20 protein-coding genes, 1 tRNA gene and 1 pseudogene are annotated in these 17,466 nt (G+C 36.8%); 3 read left to right on the top strand and 19 right to left on the bottom strand.

What is annotated here, in order from left to right; translation table 11 throughout:
- The 5 genes and pseudogenes from ACXJIE_RS05200 to ACXJIE_RS05180 form a co-directional block, all read right to left on the bottom strand.
- Positions 1–184, bottom strand: a pseudogene (locus ACXJIE_RS05200) (hypothetical protein); the annotation flags it as partial.
- Entirely contained in the window at positions 174–326 is a 153-nt protein-coding gene (locus tag ACXJIE_RS05195; RefSeq protein WP_456479910.1) for a hypothetical protein, read from the bottom strand. The pseudogene ACXJIE_RS05200 and the gene ACXJIE_RS05195, both read right to left, overlap by 11 nt.
- A 33-nt stretch (positions 327–359) precedes the next feature.
- Positions 360–1,148: a WYL domain-containing transcriptional regulator gene (locus ACXJIE_RS05190; protein ID WP_456479909.1), complete on the bottom strand. Its 789-nt coding sequence runs from the start codon at positions 1,146–1,148 to the stop codon at positions 360–362.
- On the bottom strand, positions 1,135–1,482 hold the full coding sequence (locus ACXJIE_RS05185; RefSeq protein ID WP_456479908.1) for a YkvA family protein: 348 nt from the start codon (positions 1,480–1,482) through the stop codon (positions 1,135–1,137). Before ACXJIE_RS05185 ends, ACXJIE_RS05190 begins: the two co-directional genes overlap by 14 nt.
- 10 nt (positions 1,483–1,492) lie before the next feature.
- Positions 1,493–2,893 (bottom strand): replicative DNA helicase, encoded by a 1,401-nt coding sequence (locus ACXJIE_RS05180; RefSeq protein WP_456479907.1) that lies wholly within the window; start codon positions 2,891–2,893, stop codon positions 1,493–1,495.
- A 41-nt stretch (positions 2,894–2,934) separates the two neighbouring features.
- Between ACXJIE_RS05180 and ACXJIE_RS05175 the strand changes: the two genes are divergently transcribed.
- Complete coding sequence (locus ACXJIE_RS05175) at positions 2,935–3,189, top strand: hypothetical protein (protein ID WP_456479906.1); 255 nt, start codon at positions 2,935–2,937, stop codon at positions 3,187–3,189.
- Here ACXJIE_RS05175 and ACXJIE_RS05170 read toward each other — a convergent pair.
- The 9 genes from ACXJIE_RS05170 to ACXJIE_RS05130 form a co-directional block, all read right to left on the bottom strand.
- Entirely contained in the window at positions 3,152–3,469 is a 318-nt protein-coding gene (locus tag ACXJIE_RS05170) for a 4-hydroxy-3-methylbut-2-en-1-yl diphosphate synthase (protein WP_456479905.1), read from the bottom strand. The two genes, ACXJIE_RS05175 and ACXJIE_RS05170, sit on opposite strands and share 38 nt — an antisense overlap.
- Positions 3,466–4,518 carry a flavodoxin-dependent (E)-4-hydroxy-3-methylbut-2-enyl-diphosphate synthase gene (gene ispG / locus ACXJIE_RS05165; RefSeq protein ID WP_456479904.1) on the bottom strand — a complete coding sequence of 351 codons (1,053 nt, stop codon included), beginning with the start codon at positions 4,516–4,518 and terminating at the stop codon, positions 3,466–3,468. Before ispG ends, ACXJIE_RS05170 begins: the two co-directional genes overlap by 4 nt.
- A gap of 25 nt (positions 4,519–4,543) precedes the next feature.
- Positions 4,544–5,254 carry a 23S rRNA (cytidine-2'-O)-methyltransferase TlyA gene (gene tlyA, locus ACXJIE_RS05160; RefSeq protein ID WP_456479903.1) on the bottom strand — a complete coding sequence of 237 codons (711 nt, stop codon included), beginning with the start codon at positions 5,252–5,254 and terminating at the stop codon, positions 4,544–4,546.
- 205 nt (positions 5,255–5,459) lie between these two features.
- On the bottom strand, positions 5,460–6,344 hold the full coding sequence (locus ACXJIE_RS05155) for an NAD(P)H-dependent glycerol-3-phosphate dehydrogenase (RefSeq protein ID WP_456479902.1): 885 nt from the start codon (positions 6,342–6,344) through the stop codon (positions 5,460–5,462).
- Positions 6,341–7,036 carry a potassium channel family protein gene (locus ACXJIE_RS05150; RefSeq protein ID WP_456479901.1) on the bottom strand — a complete coding sequence of 232 codons (696 nt, stop codon included), beginning with the start codon at positions 7,034–7,036 and terminating at the stop codon, positions 6,341–6,343. Before ACXJIE_RS05150 ends, ACXJIE_RS05155 begins: the two co-directional genes overlap by 4 nt.
- Complete coding sequence (locus ACXJIE_RS05145) at positions 7,033–8,628, bottom strand: ion transporter (protein WP_456479900.1); 1,596 nt, start codon at positions 8,626–8,628, stop codon at positions 7,033–7,035. The genes ACXJIE_RS05150 and ACXJIE_RS05145 overlap by 4 nt, the downstream gene beginning before the upstream one ends.
- Positions 8,625–10,049 carry an Asp-tRNA(Asn)/Glu-tRNA(Gln) amidotransferase subunit GatB gene (gene gatB, locus ACXJIE_RS05140; RefSeq protein ID WP_456479899.1) on the bottom strand — a complete coding sequence of 475 codons (1,425 nt, stop codon included), beginning with the start codon at positions 10,047–10,049 and terminating at the stop codon, positions 8,625–8,627. Before gatB ends, ACXJIE_RS05145 begins: the two co-directional genes overlap by 4 nt.
- Before the next feature lie 31 nt (positions 10,050–10,080).
- Positions 10,081–11,289 carry a threonine ammonia-lyase gene (gene ilvA / locus ACXJIE_RS05135; RefSeq protein ID WP_456479898.1) on the bottom strand — a complete coding sequence of 403 codons (1,209 nt, stop codon included), beginning with the start codon at positions 11,287–11,289 and terminating at the stop codon, positions 10,081–10,083.
- On the bottom strand, positions 11,286–11,732 hold the full coding sequence (locus ACXJIE_RS05130) for a CoA-binding protein (protein WP_456479897.1): 447 nt from the start codon (positions 11,730–11,732) through the stop codon (positions 11,286–11,288). Before ACXJIE_RS05130 ends, ilvA begins: the two co-directional genes overlap by 4 nt.
- A gap of 105 nt (positions 11,733–11,837) precedes the next feature.
- Here ACXJIE_RS05130 and ACXJIE_RS05125 point away from each other — a divergent pair, with 105 nt between their 5' ends.
- Together ACXJIE_RS05125 and ACXJIE_RS05120 are read left to right on the top strand one after the other, a co-directional pair.
- Positions 11,838–12,113: an HU family DNA-binding protein gene (locus ACXJIE_RS05125; RefSeq protein WP_456479896.1), complete on the top strand. Its 276-nt coding sequence runs from the start codon at positions 11,838–11,840 to the stop codon at positions 12,111–12,113.
- A gap of 89 nt (positions 12,114–12,202) precedes the next feature.
- Positions 12,203–12,288 (top strand) — tRNA-Leu (locus ACXJIE_RS05120).
- A 60-nt stretch (positions 12,289–12,348) separates the two neighbouring features.
- On the opposite strand, the gene ACXJIE_RS05115 is transcribed toward ACXJIE_RS05120, so the two are convergent.
- The 5 genes from ACXJIE_RS05115 to ACXJIE_RS05095 all read right to left on the bottom strand — a co-directional run.
- Positions 12,349–13,137, bottom strand: a complete 789-nt coding sequence (locus tag ACXJIE_RS05115) for a patatin-like phospholipase family protein (RefSeq protein WP_456479895.1) — start codon at positions 13,135–13,137, stop codon at positions 12,349–12,351.
- Positions 13,103–15,043, bottom strand: a complete 1,941-nt coding sequence (locus tag ACXJIE_RS05110) for a WD40 repeat domain-containing protein (protein WP_456479894.1) — start codon at positions 15,041–15,043, stop codon at positions 13,103–13,105. The genes ACXJIE_RS05115 and ACXJIE_RS05110 overlap by 35 nt, the downstream gene beginning before the upstream one ends.
- Complete coding sequence (locus ACXJIE_RS05105) at positions 15,040–16,662, bottom strand: ABC1 kinase family protein (RefSeq protein ID WP_456479893.1); 1,623 nt, start codon at positions 16,660–16,662, stop codon at positions 15,040–15,042. Before ACXJIE_RS05105 ends, ACXJIE_RS05110 begins: the two co-directional genes overlap by 4 nt.
- A complete protein-coding gene (locus ACXJIE_RS05100) occupies positions 16,652–16,948 on the bottom strand; it encodes a phasin family protein (RefSeq protein ID WP_456479892.1) in 297 nt (98 codons plus the stop codon). Before ACXJIE_RS05100 ends, ACXJIE_RS05105 begins: the two co-directional genes overlap by 11 nt.
- A 24-nt stretch (positions 16,949–16,972) precedes the next feature.
- Positions 16,973–17,466: transketolase C-terminal domain-containing protein (locus ACXJIE_RS05095; protein WP_456479891.1), on the bottom strand; the 494-nt coding region annotated here is incomplete at its 5' end.

The following is a 17,466-nucleotide window of genomic DNA, read 5'->3' as shown; positions in this document are numbered from 1 at the left end:
TGTTTGTATCAACATACAGATACGTCCTGCTTCTTCCCTTTTCTTCAAATAAAACAGCTTTATTGTGTAAAAAAGACTCTAAATCCTTATTTTTATCACAATGAAAAGTTTTTAGAAGTTTTTTGATTTGAGATTTAGAAGTAAAATTGAGCAGTTCTGAGAGTGGAAAAAGTTTATATCTCATTTAACCAGTTTAAGTTATGATGTTTTCTTGTTTTCTTATTATTTACACGCTTTTTTGATTTCTTTTTTTTAAAAGATTCTTTTATTAATTTATCAGACTCTTTTGGCAGAATAATTGTTGGATTTTCAATAGTTTGAGTCATTTTCTTCTCCGTTTTTATAAAATTATAACAAATTTATAAAGTTTCAATCTCTTTTAGCAAAATATTTTTAATTTTGTCTTTTAAATGCTTATCTTCAAGCTCAATCATTGTGAGATGTTTTTTAACAAATTCCACAAGTTCTTTTATATGATAATATTCAAATTCAAACTTTTCTTTTTCGAAATAGTTTTTAAATTCTTTTTTTACTTTTATAACCGTGCTTTTTTTATTATGGCTGAAATATTTAGAATCAAAATTTATATTGATTTGTTTATTTAGGAGATTATCGTTTAGAGGAGTAAAAGAAGAGATGGAGTTTATATGAAAAGTTTTGATTTTTTCTTCTTTTAAATCATATCCGAAAAGATACCATCTTAAATCAAAGTTTCCTATTTTCAAGGGATGAATTGTATAGCTTTTGCTTTTATATTCAATATTTAGAGAAATGTTTTCTTTTATAAAATAAAGATAAGCTTTTAAGCTTAAAATATCGAAACTTTCAATTTTTAAATTTGATACTATATTTTTGTTTTCTTTAAAGAAAATTTTTTTTATTTCATTCTCATATTTTTTAAAAATATGAAGATTAACCGAAAAAACAAACTCTTTAAAAAGTTCAAAAAGCTCATTTTCTAAAAGTGATGGTTTTTCTTTTAGTTTGTATTCTCCTTTTTTAACTTTTTCTATTTCATAATATTTTTGCAGTGTTTTAATATAGTTTTGAATACTTCTGAGTGTTACATTTAACTCTTTTGCCGCTTCTTTTACATTAATACTTTCGCTAAATAGCAATTTAAAATAAAATTTTTCAATATTTTTCATTCTTGAATCTTTTATAATTTTCGATTTCGTCTTTTAGCTTCTTTATGACTGCGGAAATAACGAAAGCGTCGTCTATAAACCCTATTCCGGGCAAAAAATCGGGTAAAACGTCAAAAGGCAGCACAACATAGGCAAGCGCCCCGGCTATAACGGCGTACGTGGAGGGGGAGAGGGAGTAATCCTTATCGGTTATCATTTCAAAAAGCAGTTTCATATCATCTATAAAACTTAAATTTTTGAATTTGTGAAAAAAATTTTCAACCTCTTTTTCATCAAATTCATCTTTTAACCCTTCACTCAGTTTCAGGGCTTTTTGTTTTTCTTTTTCGGTCATAACGCATTCCTTAAATCGGCGGTATGTCTATTTCGGCTTCATTCATCTGAATTTCTTGAACTTCGCTGACTTTGTCGGTAAAGAGGGTATATTTTTTATGAAACAGCATCTCAACGGTGCCCGTCGGCCCGTTTCTCTGCTTTCCTATGATTATTTCGGCATCTTCAACCTCTTTTTCCTGAAAGTCGATTTCCACCGCTTTTCCTTTTTCAAGGGCTTCTTTTTGTTTCTGTTTAGCCTCCATAGCCTTATACACGTCGTCCCTGTAAATAAACATAATAATATCGGCATCCTGCTCAATCGCCCCCGATTCCCTCAGGTCGCTCAGCATAGGCCTTTTATTCGGACGGCTTTCAAGCGAACGGTTAAGCTGAGAAAGCGCTATAAGAGGTATTTGAAGTTCTCTTGCAAGAAGCTTAAGGCTTCTGCTTATCTCCGCAATGGCCAGATGCCTCTCCCTCTGATCCGAGCTTATAAGCTGAAGGTAATCCACCACGGCTAAAGAAAGGTCGGGGTTTTGCATTTTCAATTTTCTAAGCTTAGCCCTTATCGTGTGTATATTAACATTTCCCTCGTCATCCACAAAAAGCGGCTTTTCGCTGAGCTCGTCGGCCACGGCTGTGAGCCTGCTCCATTCGTTGTCGTCAAGATTGCCTCTTCTTAAATCCTGAAGAGGGATTTTACCCGCGGCGCTGAGCATTCTGAGCATAAGCTGCTCGGCCGGCATCTCAAGGGAAAATATCGCAACGCCTTTATCCTGTTTCAAAACGTTTAAAGCGAGATTCAAGGCTAAAGCCGTTTTTCCCATTGAAGGTCTTGCCGCAAGGATTATGAGATCCCCCTCTCCGAATCCGCTTGTAAGTCTGTTAAGCTCCACAAACCCCGTATCAAGCCCCGTTACGATTTTGTTCTGTTTGCTCACCTGTGTTTTTATATATTCGAGCGTATCGTTTATAATGGCTTCCGAGTTTTTAAAATCCCCGGCAAGATTTGAGGTTGCTATGCTAAAAAGCCTGCTTTGTATCTCCTCAACCTCTTCCACCGCTTTTTTATCCTCTTCAAGGACCGTTTTTTTTATTTCGTTCGAAAGATGTATAAGCTCCCTTTTAACGGAGAGATCCTTAATCTCCCTCGCATAAGCCTCAACCGCCTCCACCGGCGCGGTTCCCAAAATTTCCAAAAACAGCTCTTCGTCAAACGAATTCTGTTTAATAAGATAATCTTTTAAAAAAATTTCATCTATGGGATAATCTTTTTTATAAAGCTCCTCCATAGCCGCAAACACTTTCTGATGAAAAGGAAGGTAAAAGTCAAACGGCTTTAAAATAGCCGCCACATCCTCATACACCCTGCCGTCAAACAGTATCGCGCTTAATATTCCTCTTTCTATATCGAGATTATAAAGTTCCACAATTATTTCCTTTTATGATAAAATTGCAAAAAAGGGTTTTAATGGTATTGAAAATCACATATCCGTACAAAGACACAATAGCTACGCTGCAGTATAAAAGCATACTTATCGAAACGGAAAACACAGATTTAATAAAACGTTTAAAAGCCACGAAAAACCCTATCGACATTGGCGTTATTTTATCTGAAAACGAAGAAAATTTCAAAATAGTCAAAAACAGAAAAGAGGATTTCGAAATTTTAATAAACGAAGTGCTTGCTAATCCCGAACTGCGTCTTCATCTTCCCGAGGATTGATTTTTAAAACGTGTTTTTTTATATGCTTAATGGCATCCTGCAGATCCTGGGATTCGAAAAGAGTCTTGAGTTTCGTTCTTTTTTTCTTAGGAAGCGCCCTTATAAGCTTTTTAAGCTCCTCGTCGTTTTTTGCGTTTTTTATTTCATCCGCATGTTCTCCGAGAATTTTAAGAATCTTCTCTTCGGTGATTTCAATTTTTCTAAGCAGCATAAAAATAAAAATAAACGCCATTGAAAAAATAGAAGCGCCTATTATGTAAATCATCATTTCCGCACTCATTCGCTCTCCTTTTTCACAACTTCTAAAAATCTTTCAAGAAGTTCGTTTTCTTTATATTTTCCTATTATTTCGCCTTTTTTTATAATAAGCCCGTAGCCTTTGCCGCAGGCAATGGCAACATCGGCTTCTTTCGCTTCACCTATCGCGTTTACCACACATCCCATAACGGCAAGGTTAAGCGGTTTTTTAATATCTTTCGTAGCCTTCTCCACAGCCTCTACAATAGGCGGCAGATCCACTTCAATCCGCCCGCACGTAGGACACGAAATAATGTTAACGCCCTCTTTTATCAATCCTAAATCCTTAAGAATCGCTTTGCCAACCTTTATTTCCTCTTCAAGCTCTCCCGTTATCGAAACCCTGAGGGTGTCGCCTATTCCATCAAGCAGCAAAGCCCCGAACGCAGCGGCGCTTTTAATAGTCGCGTGAAACTTCGTACCCGCTTCGGTAACGCCTAAATGAAAAGGATAATCCACAAGCGGTCTTAACATTCTGTAGGCTTCTACCGTCCTTTGAACGTCACTTGCTTTAAGAGAAACTTTGATATCGGTAAAATCCAGATCTTCCAAAAATTTAATGTGCCACAGAGCCGATTCGACCATGGCTTTGGGGGTCTGTCCGTATTTTTTTTCAAGATGTTCTTCCAGACTTCCGGCATTCACGCCTATCCTTATGGGAATATTTCTTTCCCTGCATACTTTCACAATAGCCTTAACCCTCTCTTTTCCCCCGATATTCCCCGGATTAATCCTAAGAGCGTCCACAACTTCCGCAGCTTTCAGCCCGAGTCTGTAATTAAAATGTATATCGGCCACTATAGGAAGGGGAGAGTGTTTTTTTATTTCCTTCAAAGCTGCTGCGTCTTCACCGTCAAGAACCGCCACCCTTACGATATCGGCTCCTGCAAAATAAAGCCTGTTTATCTGATCGAGCGTGCTTTTAACGTCTTTGGTTTTCGAATAAGTCATAGACTGCACCGAAACGGGAGCGTCACCACCTATTTCCACATCTGCGATTTTGATTTTACGTGTAGGGTATCTTTTTATCAATGCAGACCTTTTTTGTGCGATTATATCAAAGTTTTTTAAAATGATATATATATTCCGTGTTCCCTTCTTTTCCCTTAAGTGATGACTCTTCGGCACGTAAAAGCTCCCAGCCAGAATTTTTGCATGCTTTTTCGAAACTATCCCTGGCTTTTTTTACGGCTTCCATATCCGTAACGACCCCCTTTTTATCCCTTTTAACATCTCTTCCGACTTCAAACTGGGGTTTGAAAAGCAAAACAATTTCTCCTTCCGAAACTTCATCGACTTTGTCAATTATTTTAAGAAGCGAAATAAAACTAACGTCGCTTACGATTACATCGAATTTTCTGTCATATTTAAAGTTTCTAATATCGGTGTTTTCATAAAGTTCTATTTTAGGATTGTTTCTTAGCGTAAAATGGAGCTGATTGGCCCCGACATCCACACACACAACTTTTTCAGCCCCTTTTTCCAACGAAACCTGAGTAAAGCCCCCTGTGCTCGAGCCTATGTCGAGAACAGTTTTTCCTTTAAAAGAAAGTCCGTGTTTTTCAAGATAGTTTTTAAGTTTGTAAGCGGCTCTTGAAACATACTTTTCTTTGTTTAAAATATCTATCTTATCACCGTCCGTAACATTGAAAGAAGGTTTTTTAACGATTTTATCATTAACTTTTACATATCCTTTCTTTATAATTTCCTGCGCCTTGTTTCTGCTAAATGTATATTCATTTGTTACCAGATACTGATCAAGTCTCATCTTTTTCACTTTTTTTTGCAAATTTTAACAAATTTCATTCACATATTCACATAATTTGTTATAATAATCCAAACCAAAAAAAGGAGAAAAAATGGGATTCAGCGGATTTATAGCAATAGCTATGTGTGTAATCGCAACAGGTCTTATGCTTTCAATAGTAGCGGGTGCGGTAAAAAAAGCAAAATAATTTCCTCCCTCTGCGGGGTTATTTAAGCAGATCCCGCAGTGATGTGACCGGTTTTTTGTTTTCATAAATTATTTTATACACTTCGTTTGCAATAGGTGTGTAAATACCGTTTCTTTCGGAAAGTTTATATATCGCTTTTGTAGTATACACCCCTTCCGCCACTTCACCGAGTTCGTTTAATATGTCAGCAAGTATTTTGCCTTTGGCGAGATTAAGTCCGACCCTGTAGTTTCTGCTCATTGTGGAATTGGCCGTTAAAAACAGATCCCCAGCCCCCGCAACGCCTAAAAACGTGTCTTTTTTCGCACCGAAAAATCTTCCGAACCTTTCCATTTCCACAAGTCCCCTCGCAAGAAGGGCGGCTTTTGCATTTTTTCCGAGTTCAAGCCCCTCACAGATTCCCGCTGCTATGGCTATTACGTTTTTATAAGCGCCTGCAACCTCCACGCCGGCAACATCCGTATCGGTGTATATTTTCAAAAAAGACGGGAAAAAAGCCTTAAATTCTTCGGCAAGAGCTATATTCTCAGAAGCTATCACAAGAGCGGTGGGTTTGTTTTCTTTAACCTCTTTTGCGAATGAAGGGCCCGAAATAAATGCGAGGTTCTCCTTTTTAACATATTCTTCAAAAATATCATTTAAAAATTTGAGCTCTTCGTTATCTATCCCCTTGCTTGCGACCAGTACCTTCTTTTTGGACAAATCCACCGTTTTTAAAAATTCCTTAACGGACTGAGAGGCTATCGCTATTAATATATATTCGTTTTGAAGCGCTTTTTTCAGCGGTACAAAACCTTCAATATCCCTTTTTCTGCGTGAAGTAATCAGCGCGTTTTTTATTTTAAGCTTAAGCGCATAATACAAAGCGCTTCCCCATGCACCGCTGCCTATTACAGAAATCATTTTACACCTCCGTGAAAATTTTTCAAATCTTCTTTGAATCTTGCAATTTCTTCTACGTCCCCCACCACTATAAGTATATCACCCTCGTCAATTTTATGATTATATCCTTTTGTCACAAACTGAACGTTTTGAGAAAGCTCTTTATCGACTATACCGATTATAAGAAGATTATACAGAGAAGAAATATCCTTAAAAACGTCTTTTATATATTTTTTGTCCAAAAACGAGTTTGCAGGAATCGTTATTTCCGCAAAGGAAAGTTTATTGTCCTGAAAGATAATCTCCTCTATAACCTTAAGTGTCAGCGGTTTTTTTAAAATGGTCATTATTCTGTTGGCGGTTACTTCGAAAGGGTTTATAAGTTTGCTCACCCCCGCAAGTTTATATTTGTATTCGTTGTCCTTGTCGGCGACTTTGGCGATTATTTTTTTACCCGGAAAAAGATCCCTTAATGTAAGACACAAGAAAAGGTTTTTATCCTCGTCGTGGAAAACGGCAATGGCTATGTCAAAATCCTCTATTTTCGCAATTTCGTCATCGTCTATATTATGCAGTTTAACAACGTCGTAAAGTTTCTCCCTCGCCCTTGCCTCTTCCTTTTCATCAAGTACAACGACGACAATGTCTTTTTTATTTAAAAATTTAGCTACCCTTTCACCGAAATCGTCAAACCCGAAAATAGCTATTCTCATATACTGCTTCTTTCTATCTGGTATTTAAAGTAATTTACACTCACACTGTAACCCATTATCACAAGTATGTCACCCTCTTCAAGTTTCAAATCAAAAGGCGGGTTGAAATAAAAATGCCCCTTTTCTATCTGCAGAGTTTCGTTTAAAAGAGGGGATTCGTTCCTTTTCAAAACACCGAAAAGTATTATTTTAAATCTGTCGAAATCTATCTCTCCGACAATTTTACCGTCAAGTATGGAGTCTTTAATAACGATAATTTCATCTATAATGGCGTTTCTTCTTTCCGTTAAAATGGCGTCTATAACCTCAAACGTTATGGGGTTGCCTATATATTCCGCCGTAAGCAAAGCCGTAACTGTCGATGGCACCACAACATAATCGGCACCTGCTTTTTTTATTTTGCTGACGTTTCTTTCGTCGTTTGCGAGTGAAATTATTTCGGCACCCTTAGAATACGCCTTAACGCTCAATACAATAAACGAATTGCTGATATCGTTATTGGTAAGAACGAAAATTTTTGAGATTTTGTTAAAATCAAGTACCTGCAAAAAAGATTTTTGAGTAACATCCCCCTTTAAAGATATATATCCCTTAGAAGATGCCTTCTGAACCCTCTCCTCATCCATATCGACAATAACGAAATCCACACCGTCGTGTCTGAATCTTTCCGCAAGAATCTCGGCTTCATTCGAATAACCGCATATCAAATAGGCGTCGTTCATATTTTTAATAATCCTGAACACCCTGTCAGCTTTCAGTTCCTGAAGTTTTTCCGTAAAAGCGGAGGCTATAATGGAGGTTGAAAAAGAAATAAACCCGATTCCCACTATAATCAAAAACATGGTAAGAACCTTGCCCTCTTCCGTAACCGGGGTAATATCGCCGTATCCTACGGTGGAAATGGTTATCAAAGACCAGTATATCGCATCGAATATCGTCACTATTTTCGGATTGGTGTGCGCTTCGAAAACATAAATGACCACCCCTCCTATAAAAGTGACGAATCCTACGGCAAGCAGTAATATGGTAAGCTCGAATTTTTTGTTTGCGAGGACCTCTAAAAACGTGTTAATGCTTTTTGTGTACCGCAAAACTTTAAAAAGTCTGAATATAACGAAAATTCTGAGTATCCTTAAAGATCTGAATCCCGGAAGAATCGCAAGAAAATCGATAATCGCAAAAGGGGATTTGATATATTCCCATTTTTTCAAAAGCGCTTTTTTCACAACGTTTTTTATGGAAAATTCCCTTTCCAAAAACGTGGATTCTTCATATTCTTCAAGTATAATTTTATGGGTGTCGTTATATACCCAGAGCCTTATTATATATTCAACGGCAAAAATTGTGGTAACCACATAAAAATCAAAGTTTTCTATCCAGGGGTTCAATCTGTGTTTTATATCGTAAAGAAGTATCCCCACGCTTGATATAACAAGCAAAAGCATAAAAAAATCAAAAGCTTTTTTAAAAATGTATTCATCATCGTTCATAAGCTTGCGGAAAAAACCTTTGATTTTTTTATACCTGAGATTACTGTCAAGATAAAAGGCAAAAGCCACAAGGGCTTTTATAATTACTTTTTTGAAATTCAAGAGAGCTTGCTTTTTAAAATTTTATTAACCACCTGCGGGTTGGCCTTTCCTCTGCTCGCTTTCATAACCTGACCTACAAAAAACCCGAACAGTTTTTCCTTTCCGGCTTTGTATTCCGCCACTTTGTCCTCATTAGCAGAAAGGATTTCATCAACCATTTTTTCAATGGCGCTTTCGTCGCTCACCTGTTTAAGGCCGAGTTTTTCAATGGCAACATCCACTTCTATATCTTCCTCCATCAGTAAATCGAGCACCTTTTTACCTCCCGCCCCGCTTATGGTCGCATCTTTGATTCTCAAAACAAGCATTGAAAGTTTTTCGCTGCCTACAGGCGACGTTTCAATGGACAGTCCCGCTTTGTTAAGTCTTCCGAGAAGCTCCACGGCCAGCCAGTTGTTTGCCATAACCGGTTCGCATCCCCTTTTAACCATATCCTCAAAATAAGCCGCAAGCTCAGGTTCCGCCGTCAAAACTCCGGCATCGTACTCCTTAAGCCCGAATTCGCTCATATATCTTTCTTTTTTTTCATCCGGAAGTTCCGGTATTTCTATATCAAAAAACTCATCGGGCACTTCAAGCGGCAGAAGATCCGGATCCGGGAAATACCTGTAATCGGCAGACTCCTCTTTTCCTCTCATACTTCTCGTCTCTCCGGTTTTCGAATCGAAAAGCCTCGTTTCCTGTACCACTTCCTCTTCATATTCGTCATATTCGTACGCTTCTATATGCCTTTCGATTTCATACTCAATCGCCTGTTTTATAAACCTGAAAGAATTGATGTTTTTAATTTCAACCCTCGTTCCGAACTCTTTTTGTCCTTTAGGTCTTACCGACACGTTTGCGTCGCATCTGAAAGAGCCTTCTTGCATATTCGCGTCGCTTATTCCCAAATATTTAACGATGGCGTGAAGCTTTTTAAGATAGGCTATCGCTTCGTCGCTGCTTCTCATATCGGGTTCGCTCACTATTTCAAGAAGGGGTGTGCCCGCCCTGTTTAAGTCCACTTTGCTTACATCGCCGTCATGGATGTTTTTACCGGCATCTTCTTCAAGATGTGCCCTTGTGATACCTATCTTTTTCTTTTCTCCGCCGACTTCTATCTCAAGGTATCCTTTTGAAACTATGGGAATTTCGAACTGGCTGATCTGATAACCTTTGGGAAGGTCCGGATAAAAGTAGTTTTTTCTGGCAAAAATAGATTTTTTGTTAATTTCGGCGTTTACCGCTTTTGCAAACATAACGGCCTTTTTTACGGCCTCTTTGTTAAGTACCGGCAAAGCTCCCGGTAGCCCGAGACACGTGGGACATGTGTTGGTGTTCGGCTCATCCCCGAAACTTGTGGCGCAGTTGCAGAAAATTTTTGTTTTGGTGTTCAGCTGGACATGGACTTCAAGTCCTATCACCACTTCATATTTACTCATTAATTCTCCTTAAAATTTATTTCTTTTGATTCTATTCGACTACAAACTTATAACCGTTTTTGTGTAAAGCCCTTTTAATGGCTTCCTGGTGCTCAAGACCCCTCGTTTCAAGGGCTATGGTTACGTTCGCATCTCCTATGGCCAGGTTCAAATCGGTTCTGTCGTATCCTATCTGTACAATGTTGGCTTTTTCCGCCGCAAGTATTTCCGTAAGCTTCTGAAGAGAACCCGGTTTGTCGACAAGCCTTATGATAAGTTTCATTTTTCTGTGGGATTTTAACAGACCTTTTTCTATAATAAGATTAATCATAGTGACATCGATATTCCCCCCGCTCAAAACGACACCTACCTTTTTAGGGGCGGTGAATTTTATTTTATGATGTAAAAGAGCGGCAACCCCCACGGCTCCGGCGCCTTCCACGACCACTTTTTGTCTTTCCATTAAAAATAGTATAGCGTTTGCAATCTCTTCGTCGTCAACTTCCACAATATCGTCCACAACCTCTTTTACAAGCGCGTACATTTTAGGGTTCGTATCCCTTACGGCTATACCGTCGGCTATCGTTTTTACAAACGTGGTATCCTGAACGCTTCCCGAAAGAAAACTGAGCCTCATAGCTGGTGCCCCGGCGGCCGTTACGCCGATAACCTTTATATGGGGGTTTATCTGCTTGGCTGCACTTGCGATACCGCTTATCAGACCGCCTCCTCCTATGGGAACGACAATATAATCAAGATCCGGGATCTGCTCTAAAATTTCTATACCTATAGTGCCCTGTCCGGCTATTACCTCGTCATCCGCAAAAGGGTGTATAAACTCAAGCCCTTTTTCTTTCGCGAGCTCAACGGCATATTCATACGCTTCGTCGTAATTGTTGCCAGCCAGCACCACTTCTCCCCCGAACTCCTTAACCCCCGTCACTTTTGTAAGAGGAGTGGCTTCGGGCATAACTATAATAGCCGGTACGTTGAAATAATTGGCACTGAAAGCCACACCCTGGGCATGATTTCCTGCACTTGCCGCTATTACGCCCCTTTTTCTCTTTTCTTCGGGAATGGAGGCTATTTTGTTAAAAGCGCCCCTTAATTTAAAAGCCCCTGTAATCTGAAGGTTCTCTTTTTTTAAATAAATTTCGTTGCCCACTTTCTGGGAAAGAACGGGAGCATACGCAAAAGGCGTTTTATAAACCACCTTTTTAATTCTTTCATTGGCCGTTTTTATTTTTTCAAAAGGTATCATAAAAGCCCCTCTTTTTTACATCTGATATGATCAACCATTATACATCTGTCTTCTATATAGTAAACACCCGCCTTTTCGGCAATCTTTTTTGATTCGGCACTAAAGACACCCTCTTGTAAAAACACACATTTGACACCTTTCATTTTTACAGCCTTTTCAACAATAGGAGGGGTGTCTTCGCCTTTTCTGAATATGTCCACGATATCAACTTCAAAATCTATTTCATCGAGGCTTCTGTAAACTTTTTCACCTAAAATTTCTTCTTCCCTCGGATATACCGGAATGATTTTATATCCGTTTTCCTGCATATATTTGGCAACCTGGTTCGAAGCTCTGTGCTCTTTAGGGGAAAGACCCACAACCACAACGGTTTTGGAGTTTTTTAGCACGTCACACAGTTTGCTCTCCGTTTTCTTAGCGCTCGGCAGCTCGCATGCGTCCATTTTAAGCCTTTTTTAACAAAATTATATCAAAAAATGCCCGAAACACTTGATTTTTGGTAAAAAAAAAGAGTAAAATTTTTTGCACCCAATTAAAAAGGAGGAAAAATGAAAAAGTCTGAACTGATTGCAGCGGTAGCGGAAAAATCCGGTTTAAGTAAAAAAGATGTAAACGCCGTTATAGACGCAACCATCGAAACAATGGAAGAAGCGCTAAAGGAGGGGAAAAAAGTCAGTTTCATAGGATTCGGAAGCTTTGAAGTGGTTACAAGAGCCCCGAGAGTTGCAAGAGTGCCGGGAACCGATAAAGAGGTTCAAATTCCTGAAACAAAATCGGTAAAATTCAAAGTAGGTAAAAAATTAAAAGAACTTTTAAACAAATAAGTTCTTTTTCCCGTCTTTACAAAATTTCTTATATTTCTTTATCAAAATTCTTGAAATTTATATAAATTATGGCTATAATTTCATTCCGTGCCGGCGTGGCGGAACTGGTAGACGCGTCGGACTCAAAATCCGATGGGCTCTGCCCATGTGGGTTCGAGTCCCACCGCCGGTACCATTTATCTATCTACGATAATCCTCCTCTAATAAACTTTTTATCATAAGCGGTTAAAAAATTTTAACTTTCCAGCCATTTTCCGAAAAAATCCCCGACATTCGTAATTTCGGTTTTGTTAAAATCGTACATATTAAAATTTTTCAACTCCGGTTCGATTAAAAAAATCCGTCTGTTATACTGAGTTTTCAACACACATTCGCTCTGCTTTTGCAACAATATCCTTGTAAACAGTTCCAGTCTTTCAAACATACCGCAATTTTTTATTTTTCTGTCCGTATCCATTCTCCTGCCGTTTAGTACATTAACCGCCAAAACATAGGAATATTTAGCAAACGAAACCGGAAGGTTTTCGCAAAGGCAGCCGTCCGCATATTCTTTGTCCCCTATTTTTGCACTTTCGAAAATCCCGGGAACCGAAATCGACGCGGTCAACGCGTCTTTTATTAAGCCTTCTTCAAATACGGCACATTCGTTATCCGTAAGGGAATAAGAAATGATTTTTAAAGGAATTTGCGTATTTTCAATTTTTTCCTCTCTGAAAACCTCTTCAAAAATTTCATATATTTTTTTTATACTTACAAAACCGTCTGCAAGGGACGGCCTCAGCCACTTCGTATATGAATGGAATTTTAAAATAAGGTTTTTTATCTCCCCACTTTTCATTCCCACTGCATAACAGGCGCCTATCACCGCCCCCATACTGCTGCCAACGATTTCAGCCGGAATTAAATTCTCTTTTTCGAGAGCGCGTATTATCCCGGCATGGGCAAACCCCAAAGCTCCGCCTCCCGACAAAACAAGCGAAAAACGGTTTTTATGAAACACTTGAGGCAAGTTTTGCAATTTCATCGTCTTTTCCGAATACCTTTAAATATTTTTTAATTAGTTCCTTATTCCCGGTGTTTTTTATATGATTTAAATAGGCGCTTTTAATCATATTTTTTATTCTGGGTCTCTTTGCATACACATACTCATATTCCTTCAACTCTTCAAGGGCGCTCTTTATTTTACCCTGAAAAGCGCTTTTTTCAGCTTCTTCAAGTTTTTTTCTCCAGCGTTCCTCGTAAATTCTGTACGCTTTTAATTTTTTTAAAAAAGGATATTTTTCAACCATTTCGAAGGCTTTATTTTTATCGTCCTGAAATATTTTCAGAAAATCGAGTGATATGAGCGCTTGATACTGCAGTTCCTTTGCCTTTACTTCGTAACCTTCAATGTTTTCTAAAATTTCGGAAATTTTAAGTACGTATTTAAACCTTTCCTCTTCCAAAGCCCGCAATGCCGCACCGTATAATTTTTCGGCGAAATGCATTACATTTTTATATTCTTTAGTATCCCTCAGTTCGGGATGTTCTTTTACAAGAGCGAAAAAACCGCCAAAATCCTTTTTGGCAAGTTTTTCTTTTAACATTTGCAAAAGTCCGGCTTTTTTCAACAGTATATTTATCAGGGGTCTTTTTTCGGAAACCGGAAGAAAATCACGCAAAATTTCCTCCGCCAAAGAAACATTGCCGTCCAGCACCGCTTTTTTCGCCTCTTCAAATTTAAGTTCCCATTCTTTTTCGGCAATCTGGAAATACTTCGTCTTTCTCAGTATTTTATATTGGGAAGCCAAATGGTAAAAAAGTGCAAAATTTCTGTTTTCAAAAGCTTTTTTGAATTTCAGAAAATGCTCGTATCCGGCAATTAACTTTGAAATTTCCTCCCTTTTTTCCAAAACACCCATAAAAGGCTTCAATAATTCCACCGCCTTTGACTTTAATCCGTTTTCAAAATATTTAACGGCTTTTAGAAGGCTTTTTTTATATAAAATTTCAAGTTTCGCATAACTTTGGGTTTTTTTTAAAAAAGGATTGAGAAGAACCGCCTCGTACGCTTTTTTATAATCACCTTTTAATATCATATCCAAAATTTCGTTTTCATCATTCAGTTTCATACACTCCAGCACATTTTCCCTGACAATATAAAGACGGTCGCCATAAACAGCTATTTTCGAAGCTTCAACATTTAAAAACCTTTCATTAACAAAAACCTCGTTTTCCAAATCATACAATACTATTCTTCCCTCGACCGCAATGAAAAGATACTTTTCATATATAAAAAAATCATTAAACTTTTCATAAAGATTTAATTTGTCTTTTACATCTTTCGTTTCCGCATTCCACTTGATAATATCCGAATATTCCGAAGCGCTCGTTAAAAAACCTTTATTTTCAATTTTTACGGTTTTTTTGAGATGCAAAAACCTTACCGTTTTTTTCAAGGAATACAGATCCACAAAAAGCACGCTTTTATCATAGCCACAGGCGTATATCTCATCTTCACCGAATGTCAAATCGGTTATGAAATCCTTATGTCTTGCCATTTTGGAAACCATCTCACGAAGAGCGAGGGAGTATAAAAATATTTTTCCGTCCACCCCGCCACTTGCAAAATAATTTTCACCGAAAACCACACTTAAAACATCGCCCCTATGCCATTCATATTTGTTTATAAGCTTTTTGTTTTTAATATCCCAAAGTGTTAACGGCTTATTCGGAACCGACAGTAAAAGATAATTAAACCCTTCATCAACGTCAATAGTATTTTCGGAAGGTTTATTTTGGGGCAGTTTGATTTTAAACCCGTTTTTAAGTTTAAAATCTTTATCAAAAACATAAACCCTATTTTCAATATCAACGATAACAAAACCGTTTAAATTTATCTTAATATATGAAATTTCAGCTGCAAACTCTTTTAAAGTCTTAATATTCATTTATCTTTCCCCATAAAAATAAAAATAAGTATTATCCCCATTATCGTTGCAAAAGCAAATCCGGCTATTCCAAAAACGGAGACGCCGTAAATCAAAGGCGGAATTTTAGCACTTAATATCATAGACGAACCTATTAAAATAGCGGCTATGATTATGGCTATTGAAAGTCGATTTGCCGAGCTGTTAATCGTTTTTTCAAAATCGTCAAGCCCCATATGTTCAAATTCGATTTTTAATTTTCCGTTTTTAAGTTTATTAATAATCTCTTTAATATCTTTTGGAGAATTAAACAAAAGCTCTTTAAACTCCAAATTTAATAAATATGACTGCTTAAAAAAATCCGAAAAAGCAAATTTTTTATAATGTTTTGCTATAAAAGGTTTGATAAGTTTAACCGCATTAAATTCGGGATAAAGTTTTTTGCCAACCCCTTCAATAGTTACAACAGCTTTTGCCAACAGATAATTTTCTTCTTTTAAATAAACTTTATATCTGTTCATAATCCTTAAAATATCGTTAATCACGGCTCTTAATTCCAAATCTTTCAGTGAAGAGTAAAAATACATCGAGATTATATCAGACATTTCTTTTTTAAAAGAAGAAATATCGACATTATCACCGGTTTTAGAAAGCTTCAAAACACACAATGCCGCTTCTTCTTCTTTTTTATTAATAACAAAATAAAAAAACTCCATTAAATTCTTCGCATCTTCTTCACTAAACCTACCCATTATTCCAAAATCCAAAAACACAATCTTTCCGTCACTTACCCAAATATTCCCGGGATGAGGATCCGCATGAAAAAATCTGTGTATAAAAATCTGTTCGCAAAAAGCATTAAATCCTTTAATCGCAATCTCTTTCAAATTAAAACCGGCTTTTTTTAATTTCTCAATTTCAGAAACCTTAATACCATCAATATATTCCATTGTTAAAACGCGTTTTGAACAGTATTTTTCATACAGTTTTGGCACTTTAACATAGGAACTGTTTTTGAAATTGGAAGCAAACCTTTTCAAATTAAGCGCTTCAAAATTAAAATTAAGCTCCCTTTTAATAGAAACCGCAAACTCTTCCATAATTTTAACGGTATCTATCCCGTATATTAAAAATTTTTCCTTTAGAAGCTTGGCAAAATCCATCAATATTGAAATATCCGAATAAATTTTTGATTCAATACCGGGTTTTAAAATTTTTACAGCCACAGTATCGCCGCTTTTTAATGCAGCTTTATAAACCTGTCCTATGGATGCGCTTGCAATAAGTTTAAAATTTTTTTCAAAATCGTTATATTTTTCCGCAAGTTCTTCCATTAAAACATTTTCCATTTCTTCAAAAGGAAGCGGGGATACACTGTCTTGGAGTTTTTCAAGTTCTTTTGCCAGTTCCAAAGAGATTAAATCCGGTCTTAATGAAAGAAACTGGGCAAGTTTTATAAAAGTGGGGCCGAGTTCTTCGATTACTTTTCTGATTCTCTCACGTCTTTTGATTTTATAATCTGGTTTTTTTTTATAATTGACACTCACTCCTACGGCTTCTACCAAATCCCCGAAACCGTATTTTGTTAAAATGAAAATTATCTCATGAGTTCTTTTTAATTTATAAAGATTATTTTTCATTATTTTTGCTGATTAACTCTTTTATTTCTTTTTTAAGTTCTTCAATGTCCTCTTTTGTTGCAACACCAAGATCGTTTAACTGTTTTTTTACTTCTTCTTTAATCATATTCTGAAGCTCTTTTAATTTATCTTCAGATTCTTGTTTAAGCTCATTAATAAGATTTTGGGCTTCGCTTTCAGTAAGCTCACCTCTTTTTTTTGCTTCCTCTATCAGTTCTTCAAATTTTTCTTTTGCAAGTAACGCACTTCCGATTCCGACTTTAATGAGTTCTTCCATTTTTATCATTTTAAACTCCTTTTATTTTTTTTATTATATCATATTCTTAATTTTATAAAACAATCCTTTATTAACATCGGATTCTATTCTTTCAGCGATACTTTTTTCATCCAAACCTAAAAATCTTTCAACCTCGTCAACATTTCCGTGAGGTATAAATTTATCCGGATATTCAAAACTCTTAATTTCCACTTCAAGTTTTTCTTCATTTGCAAACTCACTTAACATTTCCCCTATTCCGCCCTCTTTAGCATTGTCACTTATTACAAACCATTTTTTAGCTTCAAGTGATTTTAAAAGTTCTTTATCAAACGGTTTTACAAATCTTAAATCCAAAAGACCGGTATCAATCCCTTTTTGTTTAAGAATTTCATAAATCCTGTATGCTTTCCCTACTCCGTTTCCATATGCAATAAACATAATATTTTCATTATCTATTAAAATTTCACCTTTTCCAAGCTCAAAATCTTTAGCTTCAAAAATTCCATCCGGAAGCTTAAAAGCTCCCCTCGGATATCTAAAAGCAC

This window comes from Nautilia sp. (assembly GCF_053994455.1).
This window is presented reverse-complemented; position numbering and strand designations above follow the sequence as displayed.

Coding starts and splice junctions, on each gene's coding strand:
- ACXJIE_RS05155 (WP_456479902.1), bottom strand. CDS start 6,344: ATGATTTCTGTAATAGGCAGCGGTGCATGGGGAAGCGCTTTGTATTAT.
- ACXJIE_RS05100 (WP_456479892.1), bottom strand. CDS start 16,948: ATGATAAAAATGGAAGAACTCATTAAAGTCGGAATCGGAAGTGCGTTA.
- ACXJIE_RS05190 (WP_456479909.1), bottom strand. CDS start 1,148: ATGAAAAATATTGAAAAATTTTATTTTAAATTGCTATTTAGCGAAAGT.
- ACXJIE_RS05150 (WP_456479901.1), bottom strand. CDS start 7,036: ATGAGAATAGCTATTTTCGGGTTTGACGATTTCGGTGAAAGGGTAGCT.
- ACXJIE_RS05185 (WP_456479908.1), bottom strand. CDS start 1,482: ATGACCGAAAAAGAAAAACAAAAAGCCCTGAAACTGAGTGAAGGGTTA.
- ACXJIE_RS05170 (WP_456479905.1), bottom strand. CDS start 3,469: ATGAGTGCGGAAATGATGATTTACATAATAGGCGCTTCTATTTTTTCA.
- ACXJIE_RS05195 (WP_456479910.1), bottom strand. CDS start 326: ATGACTCAAACTATTGAAAATCCAACAATTATTCTGCCAAAAGAGTCT.
- ACXJIE_RS05105 (WP_456479893.1), bottom strand. CDS start 16,662: ATGAAAAATAATCTTTATAAATTAAAAAGAACTCATGAGATAATTTTC.
- tlyA (WP_456479903.1), bottom strand. CDS start 5,254: ATGAGACTTGATCAGTATCTGGTAACAAATGAATATACATTTAGCAGA.
- ACXJIE_RS05130 (WP_456479897.1), bottom strand. CDS start 11,732: ATGGACGCATGCGAGCTGCCGAGCGCTAAGAAAACGGAGAGCAAACTG.
- ACXJIE_RS05175 (WP_456479906.1), top strand. CDS start 2,935: ATGGTATTGAAAATCACATATCCGTACAAAGACACAATAGCTACGCTG.
- gatB (WP_456479899.1), bottom strand. CDS start 10,049: ATGAGTAAATATGAAGTGGTGATAGGACTTGAAGTCCATGTCCAGCTG.
- ACXJIE_RS05110 (WP_456479894.1), bottom strand. CDS start 15,043: ATGAATATTAAGACTTTAAAAGAGTTTGCAGCTGAAATTTCATATATT.
- ACXJIE_RS05115 (WP_456479895.1), bottom strand. CDS start 13,137: ATGAAATTGCAAAACTTGCCTCAAGTGTTTCATAAAAACCGTTTTTCG.
- ACXJIE_RS05125 (WP_456479896.1), top strand. CDS start 11,838: ATGAAAAAGTCTGAACTGATTGCAGCGGTAGCGGAAAAATCCGGTTTA.
- ilvA (WP_456479898.1), bottom strand. CDS start 11,289: ATGATACCTTTTGAAAAAATAAAAACGGCCAATGAAAGAATTAAAAAG.